At 33.2% G+C, this 25,513-nt stretch carries 21 protein-coding genes; 10 read left to right on the top strand and 11 right to left on the bottom strand.

The features are described from left to right. Positions 1–2: 2 nt before the first annotated feature. Positions 3–1,901 (bottom strand): GMC family oxidoreductase, encoded by a 1,899-nt coding sequence (locus tag Q1A01_RS12440; protein WP_299681133.1) that lies wholly within the window; start codon positions 1,899–1,901, stop codon positions 3–5. 5 nt (positions 1,902–1,906) lie between these two features. Continuing rightward, positions 1,907–2,374, bottom strand: a complete 468-nt coding sequence (locus Q1A01_RS12435) for a hypothetical protein (RefSeq protein ID WP_299681130.1) — start codon at positions 2,372–2,374, stop codon at positions 1,907–1,909. A gap of 757 nt (positions 2,375–3,131) precedes the next feature. Between Q1A01_RS12435 and Q1A01_RS12430 the strand changes: the two genes are divergently transcribed. Further along, on the top strand, positions 3,132–5,783 hold the full coding sequence (locus Q1A01_RS12430; protein WP_299681127.1) for a T9SS-dependent M36 family metallopeptidase: 2,652 nt from the start codon (positions 3,132–3,134) through the stop codon (positions 5,781–5,783). 177 nt (positions 5,784–5,960) lie between these two features. Here the strand turns inward: Q1A01_RS12430 and Q1A01_RS12425 are convergent, their stop codons facing one another. Then, complete coding sequence (locus Q1A01_RS12425; protein WP_299681124.1) at positions 5,961–6,371, bottom strand: Lrp/AsnC family transcriptional regulator; 411 nt, start codon at positions 6,369–6,371, stop codon at positions 5,961–5,963. A gap of 166 nt (positions 6,372–6,537) precedes the next feature. On the opposite strand from Q1A01_RS12425, the gene Q1A01_RS12420 reads away from it, so the two are divergent. The 6 genes from Q1A01_RS12420 (at position 6,538) to Q1A01_RS12395 (ending at position 12,992) form a co-directional block, all read left to right on the top strand. Beyond that, a complete protein-coding gene (locus Q1A01_RS12420; protein WP_299681121.1) occupies positions 6,538–6,954 on the top strand; it encodes a VOC family protein in 417 nt (138 codons plus the stop codon). Between the two features lie 264 nt (positions 6,955–7,218). Next, entirely contained in the window at positions 7,219–8,019 is an 801-nt protein-coding gene (locus Q1A01_RS12415) for a Rid family hydrolase (protein WP_299681118.1), read from the top strand. A gap of 33 nt (positions 8,020–8,052) precedes the next feature. Further along, positions 8,053–8,523, top strand: a complete 471-nt coding sequence (locus Q1A01_RS12410; RefSeq protein ID WP_299681116.1) for a RidA family protein — start codon at positions 8,053–8,055, stop codon at positions 8,521–8,523. A gap of 121 nt (positions 8,524–8,644) precedes the next feature. Further along, the gene (locus tag Q1A01_RS12405) at positions 8,645–9,505 is read left to right on the top strand and encodes a M43 family zinc metalloprotease (RefSeq protein ID WP_299681113.1); all 861 of its coding nucleotides are present in this window, start codon (positions 8,645–8,647) and stop codon (positions 9,503–9,505) included. A 33-nt stretch (positions 9,506–9,538) separates the two neighbouring features. Continuing rightward, positions 9,539–11,797 (top strand): aminotransferase class III-fold pyridoxal phosphate-dependent enzyme, encoded by a 2,259-nt coding sequence (locus Q1A01_RS12400; RefSeq protein ID WP_299681111.1) that lies wholly within the window; start codon positions 9,539–9,541, stop codon positions 11,795–11,797. Positions 11,798–12,089: 292 nt separating this feature from the next. Next, entirely contained in the window at positions 12,090–12,992 is a 903-nt protein-coding gene (locus tag Q1A01_RS12395; protein ID WP_299681108.1) for a M57 family metalloprotease, read from the top strand. Positions 12,993–13,389: 397 nt separating this feature from the next. Here Q1A01_RS12395 and Q1A01_RS12390 read toward each other — a convergent pair whose 3' ends face one another. Continuing rightward, on the bottom strand, positions 13,390–14,340 hold the full coding sequence (locus tag Q1A01_RS12390) for a T9SS type A sorting domain-containing protein (RefSeq protein ID WP_299681105.1): 951 nt from the start codon (positions 14,338–14,340) through the stop codon (positions 13,390–13,392). Positions 14,341–14,790: 450 nt separating this feature from the next. Here Q1A01_RS12390 and Q1A01_RS12385 point away from each other — a divergent pair, with 450 nt between their 5' ends. Beyond that, a complete protein-coding gene (locus tag Q1A01_RS12385) occupies positions 14,791–15,777 on the top strand; it encodes a T9SS type A sorting domain-containing protein (RefSeq protein ID WP_299681102.1) in 987 nt (328 codons plus the stop codon). On the opposite strand, the gene Q1A01_RS12380 is transcribed toward Q1A01_RS12385, so the two are convergent. The 4 genes from Q1A01_RS12380 to lysA all read right to left on the bottom strand — a co-directional run bounded on the left by Q1A01_RS12380 (position 15,774) and on the right by lysA (position 19,516). Continuing rightward, entirely contained in the window at positions 15,774–16,340 is a 567-nt protein-coding gene (locus Q1A01_RS12380) for an alkylphosphonate utilization protein (protein WP_299681099.1), read from the bottom strand. The genes Q1A01_RS12385 and Q1A01_RS12380 overlap by 4 nt on opposite strands. 129 nt (positions 16,341–16,469) lie before the next feature. Next, positions 16,470–17,075 (bottom strand): hypothetical protein, encoded by a 606-nt coding sequence (locus Q1A01_RS12375; RefSeq protein WP_299681096.1) that lies wholly within the window; start codon positions 17,073–17,075, stop codon positions 16,470–16,472. Further along, positions 17,072–18,202: a serine hydrolase gene (locus tag Q1A01_RS12370; protein ID WP_299681093.1), complete on the bottom strand. Its 1,131-nt coding sequence runs from the start codon at positions 18,200–18,202 to the stop codon at positions 17,072–17,074. Before Q1A01_RS12370 ends, Q1A01_RS12375 begins: the two co-directional genes overlap by 4 nt. Positions 18,203–18,292: 90 nt before the next feature. Beyond that, complete coding sequence (gene lysA / locus Q1A01_RS12365) at positions 18,293–19,516, bottom strand: diaminopimelate decarboxylase (RefSeq protein WP_299681090.1); 1,224 nt, start codon at positions 19,514–19,516, stop codon at positions 18,293–18,295. Between the two features lie 147 nt (positions 19,517–19,663). On the opposite strand from lysA, the gene Q1A01_RS12360 reads away from it, so the two are divergent. Continuing rightward, the gene (locus Q1A01_RS12360; RefSeq protein WP_299681087.1) at positions 19,664–20,302 is read left to right on the top strand and encodes an LON peptidase substrate-binding domain-containing protein; all 639 of its coding nucleotides are present in this window, start codon (positions 19,664–19,666) and stop codon (positions 20,300–20,302) included. A 345-nt stretch (positions 20,303–20,647) separates the two neighbouring features. Then, positions 20,648–21,544 (top strand): M57 family metalloprotease, encoded by an 897-nt coding sequence (locus Q1A01_RS12355; RefSeq protein WP_299681084.1) that lies wholly within the window; start codon positions 20,648–20,650, stop codon positions 21,542–21,544. Between the two features lie 219 nt (positions 21,545–21,763). On the opposite strand, the gene Q1A01_RS12350 is transcribed toward Q1A01_RS12355, so the two are convergent. From Q1A01_RS12350 to Q1A01_RS12340, 3 genes are all read right to left on the bottom strand, one after another. Further along, positions 21,764–22,777: a pirin family protein gene (locus Q1A01_RS12350; RefSeq protein ID WP_299681081.1), complete on the bottom strand. Its 1,014-nt coding sequence runs from the start codon at positions 22,775–22,777 to the stop codon at positions 21,764–21,766. A 127-nt stretch (positions 22,778–22,904) separates the two neighbouring features. Further along, entirely contained in the window at positions 22,905–24,386 is a 1,482-nt protein-coding gene (locus Q1A01_RS12345) for a carboxypeptidase (protein ID WP_299681331.1), read from the bottom strand. A gap of 295 nt (positions 24,387–24,681) precedes the next feature. Then, positions 24,682–25,071, bottom strand: coding sequence for a nuclear transport factor 2 family protein (locus tag Q1A01_RS12340; RefSeq protein ID WP_299681078.1), 390 nt, complete (start codon positions 25,069–25,071; stop codon positions 24,682–24,684). Between the last annotated feature and the right edge of the window lie 442 nt (positions 25,072–25,513).

The raw sequence follows: 25,513 nt of genomic DNA, 5'->3' as shown, positions 1-25,513 counted from the left end.
GATTATTTTTTATCTAAGTGTTTAAGAATAGCTTCTGCAGCCTTAAAAGTTAATGCAGACATGGTAAGGGTAGGGTTTGAAGTCCCTAATGTTGGCATATTACCACATCCTATCAAATATAAATTGTCATGATCCCATGTACGCTGATCTGGATTAACTACAGAATTATCAGGTTTTGTTCCCATTCTATGCGTTCCTACAATATGTCCAGCACCCCAGAAATTATACCCTTTTCCATTATATTCTACATAGTCAGGATCAAGATCTTGACTATAGCTCGTATGGTCTTCAATGTTAGCTTCTTTAAAGATTTGATCTGATACCTTTACAGCAGCTTCCAATGATTTATTCATATACTCATTGGTATGATAATGAACGATAGGGCGATAGTTACCTATAGGATCTTTGTATTTTTCATCAATTGTTACTCTATTCTCAGGATCTGGAATTTGCTCGCACTCAAAATGTAGCAGTACTTGTCTAGTAAGGACATCATTTAAGTGATTTTTCAATTCTTTACCAAGCATATTTTGACTCAGTGCGTTACTTAAGTCTGACCCAGGAGAGAATACGGGCCAAGCCCATCCCCAATTGTCTACTGGAGAAATCCACGCGGCATGGTTTTTTCTAAAAGCCCCATCTCTAAAAGTAGGGATATTCGTTGTAGATCCAGGTCCTCGATATGGATATGATTTTTTAGGCATTAATCCCCAAGTGAGTAGTACCCAATGATCCATCAGATTACGACCTACTTGATCACTCGAATTTGCAATACCAGAAGCCAATAAGATCTTAGCATTTTCTATAGCACTAGCTCCTAAAACATATATTTTTCCTTTGGCAACATATGTGTTATATACAACATCATCGCCTGTATCAAAGGTTTTATATTCTATACCTGTTACTTTTTCACCTTTTTTATCGACGAGTACTTTTGAAGCTACGGCCTGTGTTTTAATATCTAGATGATCGCCAACAGCTTTCCGTAGTGTTTTTAAAGCATTGTACTTTGCTTGTACTGGACAGATAGGAACACAACTTGCATTTCCTTCACAACGTAAACCAACATTAGGGCTCCAAATAGCGCCTGCTTGTTGATACCTATTTGTAGGCGTGCTTTTTTCTAGTACTAATTTTTTTCTTCTTCTATCCCATTTAATGTCACTGTATTGATATTCAGGACAAGGAATAGAATTTCGACCTTGTGGGGTGCTTACAAATTCTATTTTATATTTTTTACCATTTAGTTTTACGACAGAATCACCCCCTTTTTTCATCTCTTTCATAAAGACTTGATCGAGATAACTTTGTGGTATTTTCTCCATTGGAAACTCATAGTTTCCATAATAGTTTTTAGTAACACCAGGACCTTTTTGTTCTTTAACACTACCCGAAACACCTATTTCTAGTTCTGCCATTTCATAGTAGGGTTTTAGATCATCGTAAGTAAATGGCCAATCAACACCTACACCGTATTTAGTTTTCATTTGAAAATCATTAGGTAACATTCTAGGGGTTGTTCCTAACCAGTGCATGGTCGTTCCTCCAGGTCCTCGCCAGTTATCACTTCCAAATGGTAATGGCCCCGCTTGTACCAAATAGTCTCCTTTTGTACTAGGTTCTGTAGGGCTAGGGATGGTTTCTATATTGATCACATCTATAGACGGAGCATCTTTTAAATTTGGATATGGAGAGTTAGGAACTTTCGCGGAAGCGTTAAAAAACGTTTCCATATAAGTCATATAATTGTAATAAGCTCCATTACTTTTCATGGATGCTCCTGCGGTAAGCCCAGCTTCCAGGATAAGTACACTTTTACCTGCTTGCGTCAATGTCTTTGCCATGATAGCTCCAGAAATTCCTGACCCTACGATGACTACGTCGTATTCTTTTTCTTTCATAGCAATTATTTTATGTTTCCTTTTGAGTTAATTGGTTCTTTTGCCCATGAACCATATCCGGGTTGTTTTGCACCTGGAGGATGTGTCTCGGCGGCATCCCAAATAAGACCTTGCACATATGCTTGCCCTTTGGTATACCCATCTATAGAAATGATATTCCCATTCCACTCTCCTGTGTACCACATAGTGACTATTTGAGTAACGAGTGTGTTGAATTTTGAGTAAGGCAAAAAGCGAGATTTAACGGCACTGATAACAGCATCTTCATCAGGACCAAAGGTGTCTACGATGTCTTTAGATTCCATTAAAAAGGACTGTAGGGTACTTGAATCGTCTGCATTTACATACTGATTTACAGTATACCTGTAGTATGGGTCTAACATTCCAGTACCTAGTAGATCGGCTTTTTCAAAGCCAGTTAGGTATGCCGAAATTTCTAATAAGATTTCAGGCCCATTGTTATTTTCTTTCATAATAAACTGGTTATGAATCGAAAATACTTTTTTTAAGAATGATTTTTATAGGTATTTATACGGGTATTTTTGATGATAATTAATGCAGTTACCTTTTAAAATAACGCATGTATATGTTTTTTGAATATTTTTTATACGCTTTCGCGAAAGCGTATACTGTAAACGTGTCAATATTAGCAGTAGTATCTGTTATTCATTTTGAGTGATTTTATTGAATTTTCCAAAATCTTAAAAGGAATACTGACAATTTTTTTGTTATTCCTTCAAGATTGAGATTAAAATTTCACAAGGGGATGAGAGTAACGAACATCTAAGTGCACAAAGGGTTAATGGTTTTTTGAGATATAATTTTCATAGGAAAATTCACAAACTTGCATGTTGATACACTATCTATTATCACATCAATAGTAATGGCATATTACTCAACTCGTTGTGTATTTAGACAAAACAATTGATATTATCCTATCAATCTCTATTATTTACCTCAAATCCTAAAGAAAAGTAATGAAGATTTCTCCGATTCACCATTTAGGGAGGAGGAAATCAAGAAATCTATTCAGAATGCACAACAGGTTACTTAATTATTCACTAATCCATTGTTAAGTAATAGATGACTAAAAGGTGTAACATTATATTCGTTTTTTTTTTAGAACCTAAATACATTTTTCTTCTGAAATATGATCGAAAAACAACCGATTCGATTTCAGTAACAACACATGAGGAAGTATTTTTATCTTTAATTTAAAATATAAATAATATGTTAAAATCCTACAAACTATTACTTGTTGTATTTGTTGTTGCTTTTACTTCTTCCCTAAGTGCACAAGACTATGGTATACTTATCAAAAATCACTTAGAGACCAATAAAAGTGTCTTCGGAATTACGGATCAAGATATTTCAGGATTAACTGTCCAAAATGAAGTATTTAGTAAGAAAAGCAATACAACTCATGTGTATGCTATCCAAAAAATAAATAACATCGAAATTTTTAATAGTGTTGTAAATGTCGCTTTTAGGAATGGTACTATCATTCATGTGGCAAATAACTTACAAAGTGATATCTCCTCTAGAGTAAATGTAGTTTCTCCAGTATTGTTGCCTATTCAAGCAGCTTCTAATGCAGCAACTTCTTTAGGTCTGGGGAATGCTAATTTTTCAGTAGATCAAACCATTTCTTCACAAGAATTTATTTTAACACAAGGTGGTGTATCTTTAGAAAAAGTCCCAGTGAAATTGGTATATCAACCTACTGAGAGTAATGAGATCAAACTCGCTTGGGATATTAGTATTCATACTACAGATGCTAGGCATTGGTATAGCGTACGTATAGATGCACTTAATGGGGAACTTCTTCAACAACATGACTGGGTAGCAAATTGTACTTTTGAAGCTCATGGACATGAAGTATCATCATTTCCTAATAAAATAGAAGTTTCGAATGTTAGTTTTCAAGAAGAAATCACTTCCAGAGAACTTTTAGCAGGAGAACAGTATAACGTATTTCCATTTCCTTTAGAGAGTCCTAATCATGGAGGTGAAGTACTAGTTACAGACCCTCAAAATTTAACAGCATCTCCTTTTGGATGGCATGATACAAACGGCGCAGAAGGTGCCGAATTTACCATCACTAGAGGAAATAATGTATATGCATATGATGATATTAATGATTCTAATTCACCAGGGAGTTCTCCTGATGGAGGTTCAGAATTAAGTTTTAATTTTGAATATAACTTTAATACATCACCTATAAACAATTTGGATGCGGTTACTACTAACCTGTTTTATTGGAATAACGTACTACATGATGTATTGTATCAATATGGTTTTGATGAAGAAAGTGGAAATTTTCAAGAAAATAATTATGGAAACGGAGGAGGACAAAGTGATTCCGTGAATGCAGAATCTCAAGATGGAGGAGGGTTAAATAATGCTTTTTTTGGAACACCACCAGATGGTGTAAATCCAAGAATGCAAATGTTTCTATGGAATGCTTCAGGACCTCCTGGGGAATCACTTACAATAAATGGAGGTTCTCTTGATGGATCTTACATAGGTATACCTGCAAATTTTGGAGATTCATTACCAGAAGATACACCGCTAGTTGGAGATCTCTCTTTAGTGCAAGATGACGATGCAGGAAACTCTACAGATCCTTTAGATGCTTGTGATACTATTATAAATGGAACGGATTTAGATGGGAAGGTTGTTGTTATAAGAAGAGGTGAATGTGAATTTGGAGTAAAGATATTAGCTGCAGAAAACGAAGGAGCTATTGCTGTTATAATGGTAAATAATGATGCGGGAGATCCTATCACTATGGGACCAGGTACCGTTGGAGATCAAGTGTCAATTCCTAGTATCATGGTAAGTCAGTCTGATGGAGAAGCTATCATTGCAGCATTGGAAGGGGGAGAGACTATTAATGTTTCTTTAATGAATGGAGGTCCTTTTATGTTAGATGGAAGTGTAGATAATGGAATTATCGCTCATGAATATGGTCACGGACTTTCTAATAGATTAACGGGAGGAGGTAATAATGTAGGATGCTTGCAAAATGCAGAGCAGATGGGAGAAGGATGGTCTGATTATATTGGATTGATACTTACTATGACCTCAGCAGATACCGCTGAACAAGGAAGGGGTATTGGAACATACGCTATCGGACAACCTATAGATGGACAAGGAATTAGACCTGCACAATATAGTACTGACTTTTCTGTAAACTCATTAACATACGATGACGTAAATAATCCAAATATATCTCAGCCTCATGGAATAGGAACTGTTTGGGCAACAATTCTTTGGGATATGACTTGGGCTTTTATAGATGAGTATGGTTTTGATGAAGATTTTTATAATGGAACAGGAGGAAATAATATCGCTCTTCAATTAGTAGTAGATGGATTAAAGTTACAATCTTGTAGTCCTGGTTTTGTAGACGGTAGAGATGGTATTCTTGCCGCTGTCGAAATGAATACAATAATTCCTGAAGACGAGAAAGATTTTGCAACTTGTACGATATGGAACGTATTTGCTACACGTGGTGTTGGCTTTAGTGCTGAACAAGGAAGTTCTAATAACAGATTTGATCAAACGGAGGCTTTCGATCTTCCTAGTGATGTTATTGAGAGTTGCGAAGATTTATTAAGTGTCAATGAAAATGATTTAGACACTGTATTTAGCATATTCCCTAATCCTTCAAATGGTGAAATTACTGTGAATGTAGCTGGTACATTTGGAGAAGGTCAAATCCGTATTTACGATATGAACGGTAGAGAAGTGTATAATAAACCTGCCACACTTCAGGGTAGGGTATCTGTAAATGCTACAGATTTATCTAGAGGTGTATATATTATAAATATCATAAATGATAGTAGTAATTATACATCTAAACTTATTATTGAATAAGCACCACAAATTATAATAAGTATAAAAGCTAGTTTTAATAGACTAGCTTTTTTTATGCTTTTCTATTGTCTTTTTTATACGCTTTCGCGAAAGCGTGTAACCGCTATTTAATAATAAGGTACCAAAGTATATAATTAGGATGCTAAAAATGCAACCGATAGTAAATAGGAAGGTATACTATATTTTAGAAAGGATTAGAAAGGTATTCGTATCCCCAAAAACCATTAATTTATCTATTAATTTTTGAAGATCAAGCTGACTTTTAAGAAGTACTTTTAAATGAATATTTTGACTTCCCGTAATTCTATGTGCTTCAACTACTTCTGGCAGTATTGCTACTTGTTGAATAACATGTTTTAATTGTCCTTGAAATACCTTAAGAAGAATAAAAGCTTCAATGTCGTACCCTAGTTTTCGTTGATTTATCTCTATGCTATACTTTTCAATCACCTCATTATCTTCCATTTTTTGAATTCGCTCACGAACCGCCGAAGGAGATAAATTTATTTTCCTACCTAAATCTGCAAAAGATAATCGTGAATTCTCTTTTAAAATAGCTAAAAGCTTGTTGTCAATAGAATCTATCATTTGTTTTTGCGCTTAAATTGTTAAATTAAAGTTGATTCATTTGTCAATATTTAATAAACCTGATGAATCAATTTCTATATGCAATATACTACATGTAATTTTAAAATATCCAGATTTGGATAGCTGAACACATAGAAAATGTAATAATTTAATCACAAATAATATAATGAATACCGCATTTCACTTCGCATTTAAAGTAAAAGACATCCAAAGTACTATAAGGTTTTATCATGATATATTAGGATGTGAAAAAGGAAGAGAAACAGAAAATTGGGTAGATTTTAATTTTTTTGGTCATCAGCTCTCTGCACATGTCTCTAAGAATAGGCCTCCATTAGACTTTTGTGGTTTTGTAGAAGAACTTAAAGTTCCTATCCCTCATTTTGGGTGTGTTTTAGAACACAAGGATTTTGAAATTATAAAAGAACGATTACAGAATAATGGATTAGACTTTATTATAAAACCTCAAGATAGATATAAAGGATTAGGTGGAGAACAGCAAACCATGTTTGTATTAGATTTTAGCGATAACCCTTTAGAATTTAAAAGTTATAAGTACTCAAAAGGAATTTTTGCTAATTGAATTAAATCCATTTAAAATCAAAGATTTAAGCTGTTAATTTACTAATCTATTTTCTATTTCTTAATCATAATAATAGCATATACCTTATGTGATTTATAGGATAGATATAGTTTGTAAGGTAGCTTTTATATAACACTTAATACACAAACCAAGAACATAAATATTATGATAAATAGATTAAGGAAAACCAACGTGATAATAGTTTTCTTAGTATTTCAAACTTTAACTAGCTTAATATATAGTCAAGAAACCGAAAGACAGCATATGGCTAAGCTATCTTTCTTAATTGGAAATTGGTCTGGTACTTCTTATTCATTTAAAAAAAGCGACACCACAAAAATTAAAGTTAACGAAAGTGTAAATTATATTTTAGATGGAAATGCGATTACTTTAGATGTAATCTCTTCAGCTGTTCAACTTCATACACTTATAACATATAGTTTAGAAGATAGTTGTTATTATTATCAACCTACAAGTAAAACCGAAAGCTATGAGAAGTCAAAAGGGTATTATGAAGATGGTAAATTTGTAGTTCAATTTAATGCTAAAGGTCGACTTACTTTTGAGAAGACAAAAAATGGTGAATTTCATGAATATGGAGAAAGATTGAAAGATGGTGTTTGGGAAAAATATTTTGAAGATATTTTACAACCAGTTCCTTCTAACTATTTTTTTTCTGCCAAAAAAGAAAAAATCACAAAAGAATATATAGATCCAATTACTGCATTGACAAATGTAGTTTCTGTAGAATATGAAAATTTTAAAAACATATACATAGCTGGTCAAGTAGGTACTGGAGATACTAAAGAAGCACAGCTTGAAACAGCTTATAAATCCATTGAAAAGCGCTTAGCACAAGCTGGTGCTTCCTTTTCTGATTTGGTAGAAATGAAAATTTATATTGTTGATTATGATCCAGATAAAGATTTAGATATGTTTTTTAGAGTAAGAGAAAGACTCTATGGAGACATGAAAATGCCACCAAATGTATTTATTGGAATCTCTTCACTTTATAGCAGGGAGAAATTGATTGAATTATCGGGAACAGCAGTACTTATCAAATAAAAAAAATACCTTATTATTAATTAGTATAGTAAGATGAAAAATAACACAAAAATTTATCGTGTTTACGTGTTCATAGTCGCTTTTATAATGTTGCCTAATTTAATTTTTAGCCAAACCTCTGAAGTTAAAACTTTAAAAAAGCAAAATATAGGAGGTGGGGCTAATTGGAATTACTCCGAAGCAGTAAAAATATCTGATTATTCTGAATTATTATTTATAAGCGGACAAGTTCCAGTTACTATTGACGATAAAGTGCCTGATGATATTAAAGATCAATGTGATGTTGCCTGGTCAAACATTGAAGCTCAGTTAAAAAAAGCAGATATGACTTCAAAAAATCTCGTTAAAGTTACGTTTTTTGTATCTGATAGAAAATATCTACATGCAATAGGTGAATTAAGAGAACAAAAGCTCCTGAAAATAAAACCAGCTATGACTATCATAATAACTGGAATCTATAATCAAGATTGGTTGTTAGAAATTGAGGCTATTGCCGCTAAATAGTGTTGCAGTATATAATAAAGCACATAAATTATATTCATTTCAAACTTTAATAATAATTCCTTGGAGTTTAAAAAACCTACATACTCAAAAGATTTTTTTTTACTAATTAATTTTAAAAAATATGAAACTAACTAAAAATGTATATATGCTAATATCATTACTAGTAATGATATCATTTACTAGCTGTGATGATGACACGAATGCGTCTACTGATGATGAGATAGGAGATACAAGTAATTTTATAGAAATAGCTATAGTTCATCATATATCAAGAGATGATAATGGAGAAAATGCGGTAACAAATACTGAGAGAATAGACCTTATGATGAGTTACTTGAATACTAATTTTAACGCTTGGGGAATACAATTTAGGACAAAACAAATAGAATATCTTGATCATACAGAATGGAATATACAATTTGTTAAACAAGATGATTTTATAGAGCAACGTGTTCTAGAACCTTTTGAAGATCCAAATAGTTTAAATATTTTCTACTTTAATGAAATAGGGAATAGGATTAATGGTGTAATCACAGGTACACTAGGTGCTACTGCATTGTTCCCAGATCAAGGAAACAATGTTAAATTGAGTGTGTCTGCATTTGCTACTGAAAATACCGCAACACTTACTCATGAAATTGGTCATTATTTTGGATTATATCATACAAGTGATGATTTTACAGATGCAAATGGTAATTTAGAATTCGTTAATGGTTCTAACTGTGAAACTGCAGGAGACTTTATATGTGATACTCCAGCATCGCCAGATTTGAATGATTCCAATATAAATGAACCTACCTGTAATTACATAGGAACTGAAACAGATAGTAATGGAGATCTTTATATGCCAGATACATTTAATTTTATGACACAATGGGCAGGTACTGATACAAACGGATTATTGTGTAGGCGTAGATTTTCTAATGGTCAAGTAGAAAAAATGATAGACGTATTAAATACCGAGAGGTCTTACTTGCAATAATCTTATATTTGAAAGAAATGTTTTGATATAGTTATGGAAGAAGTATTCTATGATGAGTTCGAATTAGAAGATGTAGAAATAGTAAGATTAGATGGATATGATAATTCAAATTATTTAGTAAAAAGTAAACAAGGGAATTATATTTTTAAAACCTACCCTAAGGAGGAAGAATTATATGATTTTGTTGTGGCAGAAAATGCATTATTGGAATATCTTAAGTCTATTAATAATAAGAACTGTCCTCAGCCTATACCTTTTAAAGATACGTCATATGTAAAGGTGATGCATCTTAATGGGAAAGATCATGTTTGTAGAATGTTATCTTTTTTAGAAGGTGATTTTTTAGGAGACACACCTCCTTCTGAAACAGTATATAGATCACTCGGAAATTTTCTAGCAAGACTAGATCTATCTCTACAAAGCTTTTCAAATTATACAATTAAATCAAGAAAATGGGAATGGGATATTGCATCTCTGGAGTTAAATGCAAAATATATACAAGACATTCCGAATGCTAAAGATCGAAGTATTGTAAACTACTTTTTTCAACAATATGATGCAAATGTGAGACCGATCTCACAAAGATTAAGAAAGCAGATCATTCATAATGACGCTAATGAATGGAATGTGTTGGTCCAAAATAACGAAGTGTCTGGCATTATTGATTTTGGTGATGTCGCTTATACCTATCTTATTAATGAATTAGCTGTTGCAATTACCTATGCGTGTTACGATAAAGAAGATCCTATACAATGGGCTTGTTTTATCTTAGAAAGCTATCATAGTACATTACCTATAGTAGACATTGAAGTTTCTGTTTTATATTACCTCATAGCGGCAAGGCTATGTATAAGTGTTTGTAATTCTGCACATTCAAAAAAAGTAGACCCTGATAATACGTATGCATCAGTAAGTGAAAAATATGCTTGGGGAATGTTGTATCGTCTATTAGAGATAAATCCTATCTATGCTGAAAATGAATTTAGGAAAGCGATTGGTCTTTCTATGAAACAACCTTTTAGAGTAGATGAAGTTTTACAGAAACGAAATAAAAATATAAGTGCTATTTTATCTGTTAGTTACAATGAGCCTATCTATATGGTGAAGTCGACTTTTCAATATATGTATGATGCTTATGGGAATACTTTTTTAGACGCTTATAATAATATTCCGCATGTGGGACATTCACATCCTACAGTAGTAGCAGTTGGTCAAAAGCAAATGGCTACGTTAAATACAAATACAAGATACCTTTATGATAATCTTTCTCAGTATGCAGAACGGTTAGCTGCTAAATTTCCTGCGTCTTTAAATAAAGTATTTCTTGTAAACTCGGGAAGTGCTGCAAGCGATCTCGCTATCCGATTGGCAAAGTCATATACAAACCGTGAAAAGATCATGGTAATGGAATCTGGTTATCATGGTAACACACAAACTTCGATCGATATTAGTGATTATAAATTTAATAATCCAAAAGGGCAAGGTCAGAAAGAGTATATTATTAAAACACAAATTCCTAATACGTATAACGGCAAATACACAAGTACAGATAAGGAGGTTGGAAAGCTATATGCAGAAGAAGCAATACAACAAATAACAGATGCGGAGCATACGATTGCTGCTTTTATATGCGAACCTGTCGTAGGATGTGCTGGTCAAATCCCAATAGCAAAAGGCTATTTAGCACCGGTTTATAAAGCTATTAGGGCACAAGGAGGTGTTTGTATAAGCGATGAGGTTCAAACAGGATTTGGACGTTTAGGAAGTCATTTTTGGGGTTATGAAACACATGGCGTAGTACCAGATATTGTGATCATGGGAAAACCCATAGCAAATGGTCATCCCATGGGTGCTGTAATCTGTACAGATGAAATAGCAGCATCCTTTGAAAAAGGAGTAGAGTTTTTTAGTTCCTTTGGAGGGAATCCAGTTTCTTGTGCTATTGCTACTGCAGTCTTAGATGTGATAGAAGAGGAAGCGCTACAAGAAAATGCAGAAGAAGTAGGAGTGTATTATAAAAATGGTCTTAAAGAGCTACAAAAAAAATATAAATGCATAGGAGATGTTCGAGGTTCGGGATTGTTTTTAGGCATTGAGATTGTATTTGAAAATACTACAAAACCAAATACAGATTTAGCTGCTAATATTAAAAATAGAATGCGCAATCGAGGTATTTTGATTAGTACAGACGGTCCTTACAATAATGTATTAAAATCAAAACCTCCGTTATGTTTTACCAAAGAAAATGTAGATGAGGTCATACATGCCCTAGATGAAATATTACTCTCATAGTTTTTGAAAATTATTAATTAATTTATCTTAAATGAATTGCGTTATTTTGCTATTCCTAAATTTCTTTTACTTATAAGATGTTTTGAATAGTTAATATGTAATTAATAATACATGTATTTTTTAGTTTTATTGATAATTATTAATTAAAAATGTTAAATCTATTCTAATTTTATAATTAAAAACCTGTTTCAATTTTAAAATAATAGAAAAACCAACGATTCTATTTTAAGAAAACTTTAAGAGTATGTAGTTTTAATAAACTTAATTCGTTACTAATCAAAACTTTATTAAAATGAAAACAAATTTAAAATCAATTTTTCTTTTATTGGCAGGAACTACTTTCTTTTTGTTAAGCTGTGATCGAGATGAAATTTCTATTGAAGAAGATGCAAATCTTGTAACAGATTCTTCACAAGAAGTAGTAGACAAATTTACCCCTCAAGAACCCGTAACAGATCAAAAAATATTAGATCTTATTAGAACTCTTGAAATCGATTCAGGCGATGTAACAAAAGGAGATTTCCATTTGCCAGACGGGACTGTAGAACAGCGTATTTACATTGGTCATGATATTGTTACTACAGAAGCAGAACTTAAAGCAATGCAATTTGTAGAAGATCAAAGTCGTCAGTACCGTACATTTAACTTAGTAACGGGTAATAACCGAACTATTGATATTTTAGGGTATGTAAACAATGATCAATTTTCACTCAGTAATAATGAAAGAACTGCATTGCAGTGGGCAGTAAATAATTACAATCGTCTTAGCGGAGTTACATTACAATTTAATCTAACGTTTGGATCCAATTTCCAAGCGGCAGATATGGTTGTTTATGATAATTCAGCAAACAGACCTACTGATTCCGGAGGTCAAGCTGGATTTCCTAGTTCAGGACGACCATTTAAATTCGTTCAAATATTTGGTATAGGAAATGCACCTTTAAATACTATAGAGCATGTAATTACACATGAAATAGGACATTCAGTAGGTTTTAGACATACAGACTTTTTTAATAGAATTAGTTGTCCTGCAAATTTACAAGGAAACGAGGGTTCAGGATCTGATGGAGCTGTACATATTGGAGGGACGCCTACGGGGAATGACTTTACCTCTATAATGAACGCTTGTGTAAGAGGAGGTACAGATGGAGAATTTAATGCGAATGATATTACTGCACTTAGAAATATTTACTAAGCTAGTTTAGTATTGTAATATTTTAAAAGTTATACTAAAACGCTTCCTAATTAAGGGAAGCGTTTTTTATGTATATGCTTTCGCGAAAGCGTTTAAAAAATGACTACGCTTGGAATCAATATTAAAATAAAAATACCAAGTTATCTATTTTGTATTTGCACAGATCTAAATAATAAGATGTTTTTAAGTTATTATAATATAACTTATGCCTGTTTGGGAGTATCAGTTTATTTTTATCTAAATAACTACTATTTATGAAAAATACAGTTAGAATAGTAATTAGTATGTATTCATATAAAAAGTGACTGTCTAAAAGTCTAGATAGTCACTTTTTATATTGAAAGGATTTTTAATTCCTTGATAATTATTTTTTTAAAAGAATCAATAATTTCTACGATTATTCTTTAATCATTTTAAATGTGCCTACTTGGCCATTTGAAGTCACTTCAAGAATGTAAACTCCTGTTTTTAAATTAGAAATATCTATATTTGAGGTGGTTGAATTAACCGTTTGTGATTTAACCTTTTGTCCTAAAAGGTTATAGATGGAAATCTTTTCTACCGCTACCGTAGAGCTAATCGTTACTGCATTTTGAGTTGGATTAGGAAAGAAATTAAAATTTTCAAAAGTATTTTCTCCTATATGAAGAGCTTCACAATTTCCAAAATAGAATTGCGCTACTGTTTCTATGAGGACATTATCGAGATTTTGTAATTCTATTCGTTCAAGAGGTTCTTCTGTTGTAAAACCAACAAATTGTGCAACATTACTTGCATCAAAAGTAATAGTTTCTAATAATCCTGATGTTATTCCAAATATTCTAATATCGATAAGACCTTCTCCTATTGGAGAGTACAAATCAAACCCTACACTAGTTACTGAAGTATCTGCTGTGAAATTTACAATTGTAGATGAAAAAAAATTGTCTGATGATACTCCTGGATCTTCAATCCCAAAAAATGGACCACTATTAATAAATATCATTGTAGCTCCAACATCAGCTCCACTATTTGTAAATACAACATCTTCTTGTATTTCTCCAGATGGAAAGCATTCGTCACCCGCAGCACTTATAGCGATTCCGCACCCTTCAAAATCCTCGTTAGGACCTCCAGCAAAATCTTCAAAAGTTAAAAACTCCCCATTGGCGCAGTTCGCAAGATATTCTTCTTTAGTTGCAAATAATGTTATATTTTCAGGTTGATTGTTAAGTGTATTTCTACTAATTGAAGATGTTGGACTCTCCAAATTATGCAAGCCATTCTCTATATATTCTGAAGCTGTTGTTGGTTGTTGTCCAAATGCTGTTAAGGCAGTTAAAGATGCCAAAAGTGTAATTTTTTTCATAATTGTAGTTTATTTGTAGGATAATATAAGTGATTGTTAGGCTCTTTATTTTAGTTTTAGAATTGTAAGCCTAGAAATTATTTTCTAAAAACATATAGTATACTATGTGATTAAAATTAGATAAGAAATTTACTGTCGTGAAAGTGTTTGTGTGAAATAATTCATACAAAACAATTGAAATCATGGTTTTTTAAGTAAAAAACCATGATTTCAATTGAAATAAAAATAACATGCTAAAAGTATAATAGATGCAATAGATATTTTGACTATTTATTGTATTGAATTTGATACACGAATGATCGTAAGGTAAATTAATTTGAAAAGTGCATTCAATTTTTTATTATATGTAATACCGTTACATCTATTTTAATTCAAAGGGAATGAGCATATATCATTTTTCCGATTTATTAAAGGATAAATTACCTTTATTCATATCTAAAATTTAATAAAATGGTAAGGCAACTACTTATATTTTTTCTAATAGTAATCTCTACGAATTGCCTAAAGGCTCAAGCACCTTATAATGGGACTATTTTTTTTGATTCAGATATTATTACTTCAGAAGATCCTTCTGCAATTTTAAGTACTACATATATAGGACAAGATGTTGTGGTGATGTTTGATAGAAGAGTAAATGATTGGGTAACCGTGAATGCTTTTTTGTTTGATGTAGTTTGGGATGATGGATTAACAAGTGTTGCTCAAGTTAATAGCGAGTTTGGTAGTGTCGCTAATGCTATTATTGAAGCAGAAAAATATGCATTTTTAATTGGACAATTGCCTACAGCTTTGAGAGTAGATGTAGATGAAATATGGATTCATCAAGGAACAGAACTTTTTGGAGGAGGAAATAATTCTATACTCATTCATACTGGACAAACTGTTCTATATGAAAACGATGGAATCCTTGAAGAAACATTAATACATGAGGCTAGTCATACATCACTAGATGCAATACATGCAGCATCTAACGGATGGATAAGTGCTCAAAATTTAGATGATGAATTTATTTCTACCTATGCGGAAGCAAACCCAACCACAGAAGATATAGCTGAGAGTTTTTTGACATGGTTGGCTGTTAGGTATCGAGCTGATGTGATTTCCAGTCAAGATTATAATACCATTACTCAAACAATTCCAAACAGGTTAAGTTATTTTGATACTATTGGTTTTGATCTATATCCATTTGACTCTGCGTTGAGTGTCGAAAATTTTGAATCAGAAGATTTGAAAGTATATCCAAATCCAAGTAGTACATACATTCAAATCGAAACAAATGGATTAATAGTTCAAGACATTAAATTGTATACGATACTTGGTCAAGATTATACATCTTACATTAGACTTGAAGATACTAAAATTGATATTTCTAACTTGTCAGTAGGTGTATACTTTTTAAAGTTGAACGGAAAAACTCATAAAATAATAAAGAACTAATTACTCTTTTTTAGATACTTAGTTACAATCACCACCTGTTGTCCATTAATTTTTCCTTCAATATGCTCAGCATTATCGTGTACGAGTGTAATGTTACGCATAAAAGCTCCTCGTTTTGCAGTGAAATTAGCACCTTTAACATCAAGATCTTTTATAAGAACAACACTATCTCCATGAGATAGACGTGCGCCATTAGAATCTTTATGGATGATTGTATGCTCATCTTCTTCAATATGTTCTCCTGTTGCTTCTGCCCATGCTTGTGTATCTTCTTCCAGATACATCATATCTAGTAAGTCTTGTGGCCAACCTTCTTTTTTAAGTCTGTGAAGCATACGCCAAGCAATTACCTTTACAGCATCTACTTCGCTCCACATGCTATCATTCAGACATCTCCAGTGATTAGAATCCATCGTATCTGGAGCTGCTATTTGTTCAGCGCAATTTGAGCATATTAGAATTTGTGCCTCCTTAGGAATAACGGTATAGGGTTGTAATCCTTCATCACTGCTACACAACTCACATATGGTACTTCTTTTTTGTAATTCTCTTAAATTGCTCATGTATATTCAGGTTGTTATAAGCGCGAAGAAACAAAAAAATATTAATGCATCTTTATATGCTAGATCGTTTTTTAAAAAAGAATATAGAATTAGAGAAATAGACTAGAAAATGAGATTTCTAACTTTCTTTTATTTTAATTCTAAAATTTCAAATTCATGTTTCATATAAAACTCTTCTTTCATTGATACTTTAGGAGTATAATACTCTTTTTCTAATAACGCTGTCAATTCGTCAATTTGTGTATCGCGAAACATAAATATATTTTTTTGATTTACTTGATAGTTACTCGTCGATTCGCCTATAGAGTTTAAGTATCCTGCAACGATCATTCTTTCGAATATTTCTTTAAAGAGTTTTTTATCTTTTTTAAATAATGTTTGGCAATCATACCAAATGAAAATTCGATTTTCAGGTTCAGTTTCAAAGTTTAAAAGGACATCATAAATTGCATGACTATTTCTACCCATCTCAAAACCCCATGGAATACTTCGGCATAATTGATAACAGTAGTCATTAATAGATTTTATGTGTTCTCCAAAGAGTGGACAGATTTCAGTATTTCCTTTTTTTGCAATTTCCTGAATTACATTAGTCCCGAACCATTGAAGAGGAGAATAGCCGGTTTGCTCAAATTCAGGCTTTGTGATACAAATTAAATTGGAAGAAAGAGCCAATCTCACCCCTTCTTGAATCCAGTCAAATTCTGATATTTCTCCCAATTTTAATTTTATCATTTCCTACTTTTTTCCAAATCATAAATTTCCCTAGCCAATTGAGCTAAAAATGGAATACCTACAGCATCATATTCATAGGTGTCGTCATTAAAAATACCATTATCATTCACGAGTATGGTAGCAGAAAGTAAAAACTGAATGTGCTCTTTTTCGTCAACGACATAAGCCGTTTCGGTCAAAGTTCCATACGCATAGCCCACTTTATTACATATTTTGATGTGATCAGGAATCGTATCTTTTGTATCTCCATACAAGAAGAACTTCACATAACTGTCATAATACGTATCTACATCATACTTTGCATTTCGCGGAAGCGTATACATTGATTTTTGAATACGTACTTTATCTGTATAGGAAATATCAAAACGCTCATCTTTGTCAAATTGATCTTCAAAAAACAAACGCTTCATGAGTTGATGTTGCGATTGTAATGGAAAATAATTCTTCTCCGTAAAATCAAAAGGTGTCTGAATAAGGTTCCCATCTTTAATATAGCCATTTCCTTTATGTTGATTTCTAATAGAGACTTTAGTTATGGGTTGATCTACTAGATTTTCTAAGGCAACAATCTCTCCTTCATATGATGGAAAGAACTTAATGGTGCCTCTTTCAGGAATAGCAGCTTTTCCTGTAGAAAGGCGATGTGAAATACGCGTAGGAGAGAGGTCTAATTCCTTAAGACGTTTGTTTATATAATCTCTCCCTAACATATCATATAATCTATTATAAGCTTCATTATCGCTCACGGCGAAAATTTGACGTATATCATCTGCAACACTATGTAATACAGAATCTCTTGCTGAAATATAAGGAGTATCTAAGTGTAGTTCAGGATGTTTATTTACATATTCTGCGGCGAGTAATGCAATAGGAAGTTTTACAGTACTCGCTGGATAGAAATAGTGTTTTTTATTTTCTTGAAATGCATAATCTGTAAACGTAATAAGTCCTTTGTCTGTGGTATCTATCTGCGTATATAGGATTTGAACTTCATGGTGCTCCAAACTATCCATTACTTTTTGAATCGCTAAATGCTCAGACGATTCTAGCACAGTATCTATAGGAGTCGTACATGCCACCAAGAATAAACTACCTATAATACAACCTATAAAAATAGAAATACGCATTCTTAAAAGTACTAATTTTTAAAATGGTACTCTTGATTTTATAAAAGAAGATATTTCCTAAGAAATACCTTCTTTTATAAGTAATACTATTTATAGCACGACTTCCGCAAGTTTCTTTATAGGAATTTGGTTATGAAGTAAATCGTCAAAGGTTTCTCTTTTGCGTATTAAGTGTGCTTCTCCATCTTTCCAAAGCACTTCGGCAGGACGATAGCGGCTATTATAATTACTAGCCATGGTAAAGCAATATGCTCCCGCATTACTAAAAGCGAGAATATCTCCTTCACTTATCTCTGCAATACGTCTATTATTTGCAAACGTATCTGTTTCACAGATATACCCTACAACACTATAAAAACGCTCACGGCCATTAGGATTACTGATATTATGAATCTCATGACGACTTCCGTAGAGCATAGGACGAATTAAATGATTAAAACCGCTATCTACTTGTGCAAAAACAGTAGAAGTAGTTTGCTTAACCACATTTACGTTTACTAAGAATTTCCCTGCTTCACTTACTAAGAATTTCCCTGGCTCAAAAGTTAATGTTAAGGGTCTTCCATACGCTTTCGCGAAAGCGTTAAAACGCGTTCCTAATTTGTCACCTAACTCTTCTATGTTCGTTTCAATATCACCAGGCTTATACGGTACTTTAAAACCACTACCAAAATCTATAAAATCTAACTCTTTGAAGTGTTTTGCTGTTTCAAAAAGAATTTCAGAGGCATATAAGAATACATCAATATCTAAAATATCACTTCCCGTATGCATATGAATACCATTAATATTCATGTTGGTATTCTCTACAATACGTAAAATATGAGGTACCTGATGAATACTAATTCCGAATTTACTATCAATATGTCCTACAGAAATATTGGTATTTCCTCCAGCCATTACATGCGGATTTATACGAATACATACCGGAATATTCGGATATTTAGTTCCAAACTGTTCAAGTATTGATAAATTGTCAATATTGATTTGAACCCCCATTTTTGACACTGCTTCAATTTCTTCTAATGAGACTCCATTAGGTGTAAATATGATGCGGTCTGGTGGGCAACCAGAGGCCAATCCTAAACGTACTTCCTGTATAGAAACAGTATCCAATCCTGCACCTAAACCATGTATGTGTTGTAAGACAGAAACATTGCTTAGCGCTTTTACAGCATAGTTTAAGCGTAATTGTTTGACCTTCTTAAAAGCAGACGTCAAACGTTTATATTGCCTAGTAATTGTTTCAGCATTATACACATATACAGGACTACCATGTTCCTGAACTACTTGTAAAAGATCTTTGTTTGTCATAACAACATTTTTTTGCCTACGAAATTAGTAGACTATTCTTAATGTACAATGCCTAAAACCTAAAAAGTTCAACAAGAAGGTTAAAATTTAAGATTTCGATAACAATTGTATGCTTCTTTTGTAAATTTCGTACTAAAAGTAGAAAGAATGATTGCTACATTACCTATGTTTCCTCTTGAACTAGTCGCCTTTCCAGGAGAAGAATTGCCGCTTCATATTTTTGAACAACGGTATCAGCAACTCTTAGAAGACTGTGAAGAAGAACGGGTAACATTTGGAATACCTACTTACATTAATAAGCGTCTTGAATATGGTACAGAGATGGAACTTCTTAAAGTTGTTAAACGTTACCCGACAGGAGCGAGTGATATTATTTGTAGAGGAATACGGGTGTTTAAATTGGTCGATTTTTATAATCGATTAGATGATCGATTATATGCTGGTGGTACGGTACAATTTTTTACTGCGATCAATGATAGTACTGAAGCATTAAGAAAACAATTCATACAATTACTTACTTCATTTTATAAAGAATTAGAGATACCAACTCCAGTAGTTAACCCACAAACAATAACTACGTATACATTATCTCATAAAATGGGACTTACAATACCACAAGAATATGAATTACTTCAAATCTTTTCAGAAAAAGAAAGATATGAATATTTGATACAACATCTTAATACGATATTGCCTACCATACGATCTGTAAATAGAACCAAAGAAATCATAAAAATGAATGGACATTTTAAAAACTTTGATCCATTAGATTTTGAAGACTATTAAATAGAAATAAGCGCTATGTACATTAGTATAAAAAGTAGCTTTTATATCTGATGGGTTAATTGTGATTAAAAAAATATCCTCAAAAAGAAATAATTTTACATTGAAAAGATCCATTCTTTGATTTGGTTCGTATATCTAATACTTCACGTTGTAAAAGTGCAACAAAAATCAATTCTCTTTATTTATTTACTTGTAAAATCACTTTACAGAAAACTATATAAAACCGTGTTTTTTGTGGTTTTACCGTAAATTTTAATATAATTTATGTTAATTTTTTAAATAATATTCATTGTTTTAGCATTTTGTTAGTATATTTATACCTTACTAATCAAAATATTTATCAAAATGAAAACAAATTTTAAATCAGTTTTTCTTTTAGCAGCAGGGGCTATGTTATTATTCTCTAGCTGTGAACGCGACGAGGCTTCTATCGATGATGATGCAAATCTTGTGAGTGAAGTTACCGACATTGTAAACTCTGATACAACCCCTAGAGATGCAGTCACAGACGAAACAGTATTAGACCTTATTAGAGGTTTAGAAATTGATGCGGGAAGCATCACAAAAGGAGATTTTCATCTACCAGATGGTTCGATTGAAGAACGTATCTATATTGGAGATGATATCGTAGTTACAATAGAACAATTAAAAGCAATGCAAGCTGTAGACGCTCAAAGTCGTCAGTATCGTACTTTTAATCTAGTAACTGGAAATAACCGTACTATCGATATTCTAGGGTATACAGGAAATGATCAGTTTGGGCTTTCCAATAAGGGAAGAACTGCACTAGGTTGGGCTGTAAACAATTACAATCGTTTAAGTGGTGTTTCATTACAGTTTAACCTAACTTTTGGAACAAACTTTAATGCAGCAGATATGGTTGTGTATGATAACTCTGCAAATAATAGTGGTTCTGGAGGTGTCGCTGGATTTCCAACAAACGCAGGAGCTCCACATAAATTTATCCAGATTTATAATCTTGATGGATTTTCTACAAATGTAAATGAGCATGTAATTACTCATGAGATTGGTCACTCAGTAGGTTTCCGTCACTCAGATTGGTTTGATCGTTTAAGTTGTGGAAGCGGTGGAGGAGAAAGTGCAGGATCTACTGGAGCTGTACACGTTGCGGGAACACCAACAGGAAGAGATGTTACTTCTATCATGCAAGCTTGTTTCTCGAATAATGAAGATGGAGAATTTAATAATAATGATATTACAGCACTTCGTAATATGTACTAGGAATTATTTGTAAAGTGAAATAATTTATTTAGTTTAAAATTGAAAACGCTTCCTTATCCCCCAGGAAGCGTTTTTTTATGAGTGAAATACTGTTTTAAAAAGTGTGAAGAACAAATTTAATTCAAACTCGTTAAATTAATCCTACTTTTCAGTAGGGTTCCCTATGATTAATAACTCGTTCTTTTACTTAATTTTTTTAATCCAGTACTTATTAGAGATTTAGTCTCTTATTTCTTCGGTGCCATCTGCATGAGTAGCAAATCTACCTTTTTCTCTATCGTGCGTATGATCACGACTAGGCCAAGGCCAACCTCCAAACTCTGTTTGACGATACTCCTGAATAGCTTCATTGATTTCCTGATAACTATTCATAACAAATGGCCCTTGTTTTGCCACAGGCTCTCCAATAGGTTTTCCTTGAATAAATAAGAAAGATCCTGTCTGATTTCCATTTTGAATAGTGATCTCTTCATTAGAAATAAGATCAAGACCATGTTCTTTTGGAATTTGATATCCTTCAGTTATTATTTCGTGACCTTCATAAAAATAGAGCGTTCTATTAAGTCCTACGGCTCCTTTGGGAACAGACCATGTTGCATTAGCCGCAAGTGTGACTAACCAAATCTCGACACCATTTTCTTTTTGAGCTGCCCAGCTATCTGGAGCAGGCGCTAGTGCTTCTGTGTCTTGGTAAGAACCTGCAATCACTTTCACACGGATATCATGACCTTCCTCATCTTGATGTGTCACAATAGGAATATCTTCATTCCATAACATTTTATAATGTGGTTCTACCATTTTACTAGCTCTAGGAAGATTTAGCCATAATTGAAATAGTAACAACGGATTTTCTTCCTCTTGATTTAGTAATGGAAACATTTCACTATGTTGCACTCCTTTTCCAGCGGTCATCCATTGTACATCTCCTTCTCCAAAACGACCTGCCGCTCCTAAAGAATCACTATGATCTGCGAGTCCTTTTTCTACAACGGTAATCGTTTCAAATCCTCTATGTGGATGTGCAGGAAAACCTGGAACCGTAGTGCCATGATACATATTCCAACCATCTTTTCCGTGAAAATCCATGCCTATGTTACGTCCAGCAAGCGAAGCATCAGGACCTAAAGTCGCATTTCCTTTCGGGTAGTTGTCTAAATGATACGCACAAAATAAAAAGGGATCTTGTGTTTCCCATTGTGCACCTAATTGTCTAATCTTTTTTATTGCTTTCATATTCTATAAGTGACTTTAGTATTTTAAACATACTAATTTAGCATGAAGCATTCCTGTATACGCTTTCGCGAAAGCGTACCCATAAACACTCCAGATGAGTCGTATTTAGTATATCTTTTTTACAGTCTTAGTAGCGAGCTCCCTGGCTAATATTTGCAGAAGATTTTTGAATAAAATCGCGTATATCCTCATTTGCCTGAATCAAATCTTCATTACGCAAATACATCATATGTCCACTACGATACCCTTTAAAACTAAGGCGATCAGAAAGCTTTCCTGAAGCATTAAGTTGCCACATCACATACTTTGCGTTAAAGTAGGTAGTTGCACCATCAAAATAACCACTTTGAATCATAACGTGTAGATTTTTATTAATCCCCATTGCTTCTCTTAAACTAGCTCCCGTATTATTATTCGTACGATCCCAAGGACGTACAGGACCAAACATATTATAACTCAAGTCTGTTTTAAGATTAAGCTCTTGCTGATAATAATAATTAATAGCAGGCGTAAAGGCGTGTAACCAAGCGGTGAGTTCGCTATTATAATCTGGACGATCACCAGCCTCTTTTACATCTAATCCTTTATAACGAGAATCTAAACGACCTATGGTAAGTCCGTCGCGATCTCTCAAAAGATCTTTCCAGAAATATGCTTTAGGAACCTCTAAGTTATGTTGTCTTATGGTACGTTCAGACAATCCAGAATAATATGCCATTTTTTTGATTACTGCGTCTTTTTTAGCTGGATCTATAAACCCCGTATTAACCATTACAGGAAGTAACTCATTTACCGCATAGGCTTCACTTTCGGCAAGTACTTCTGTGAGATCTTTACTTTGTAAAGCTGGTGGTAAGGCTTTATGATACCATGCCGCCGCTGTAAAATAGGGAAGACGATTAGCCACTTCTACAGGACCATCAAATTCAAACCCAATTTCGGTAGGAGATACTAAAATCACTCCATTGATATACATCCATTTTCTGTTTTGAAGTGCAGCAGCAAGCCCAGAAACACGAGTGGTACCATAACTTTCTCCAATAAGATATTTTGGCGAACGCCAACGGTTTACTCTTGTTACAAAGGTATTTACCCAGTCAGCGAGATATTTGATATCTGCATTTACTCCAAAGAACATTTTTTTGTCTGGCATCTTCCCATCCTTTCCAGGTAACATACGGCTATAGCCTGTATTTACAGGATTTACAAAAACAATATCGGCAACATCCAAAATAGAGTTTGGATTACTTTTTATGCCATAAGGTTGTACAGGAAACCCTTCGTTATCTATTTTTAAAATGCGAGGTCCTGTATACGCAATATGCATCCATACCGAAGCAGATCCTGGACCCCCATTAAAAGAGATCACTAAAGGTCTGTTTTCATCATTTTTAATATCGCTACGTTTGTAATAGGTATACAATAGTGAAGCCACAGGATTCCCTTCGTCATCCCATACTGGTTGAAAACCAGCTGTTGCGCTATATGGAATTGTTTTTCCTTTAATGGTGGTTGTATGATTCGTGACCATCGTTTCATCTACTGGAACGCGTACTTGTTGTGACATCATTTCTTTAGACATCATCTTGTCTTGTGCATAGGACGTCATGCATAAAAGACTAACTAATACAAATAGGGATCGTGTTTTTTTCATGGTTATTTATTTTTACCTCCGTACTTCGACTATGCTCAGCATAAATTCCGGCGGAGGTCTTGTTATTGCTTTCGCGAAAGCAGAATCTCATTATTATGGTTATTCTAAAATAGAGTATTGTTCTATTTTAGAGTAGTACTCTATTTTTATAGTTATAAAATGGGACTTCGATACTATTTTCTCTCTGCCTTTCGGCGAAATAAAATCACTCAGTCTCCTACATCAAGGTATTTTTTATTTTTCAACATATTTAACTAAAATCATTAATCTCAATGATTTGTAATCCTTCAAATCTAAAAATTGATTTTCCTTGCATTTCAAGTATACTTCCTTCTTTTAATCCATTAGGTAAATCAATAGCTAGCGTTCCAGTATAATCAATATCAATTGTTATAATACCATTCTCTTGTATAGTATTTATTATTTTTTGCTCTCTATTACTGAAATAGGATGTTGCTTTTTCTGCTTGTACTTTAAATTCATCAATTCCATTTGTAACTAAGTCAACAATTTCATTCGTACTATTTTTAAATATAACATTTGGCGATAGGCTCTTTAACATTCCTTCCACATCAAAACTGTTATATGCATTCACATAACTTTTGATAACCTCTAGTTTTTGTTTATCTACAGTACTCATGTCTTAGTATTGTATAATCACTTTATTTTGAGTCAATCTTAAAAGCTAACGACTAATAGTCAATAGCTATTTTTTACACCTCCTTCAATCTCTCACTTCGGCTAGGCTCAGTGCAGCGCCTTCTTAGGAGGGAAGATTTCTTTTCATTCCCGCGAAGGCGGGAATCTCATTATCATTTCAATATTCGTCATTCGTACTTCAAACCTTGTACTTCCTACTTTTACTGATGCCTTTAGCTTTATAGTAACGGAAGATTCAAAACTGATTTGTGCCAAAAGCTACAAACCATTTTGAATACACCACCACCATGGATGCTATTTGAACTTTTTTCATTTCAACCTTCGTACTTCAAACCTTGTACTTCCTACTTTTACTGATGCCTTTAGCATTATAATAACGGAAGATTCAAAACTGATTTGTGCCAAAAGCTACAAATCATTTT

This window comes from uncultured Dokdonia sp. (genome assembly GCF_947492815.1).
Classification (GTDB): domain Bacteria; phylum Bacteroidota; class Bacteroidia; order Flavobacteriales; family Flavobacteriaceae; genus Dokdonia.
The sequence above is the reverse complement of the archived record's forward strand: the minus strand, read 5'-3'. Positions and strand labels throughout refer to the sequence as shown.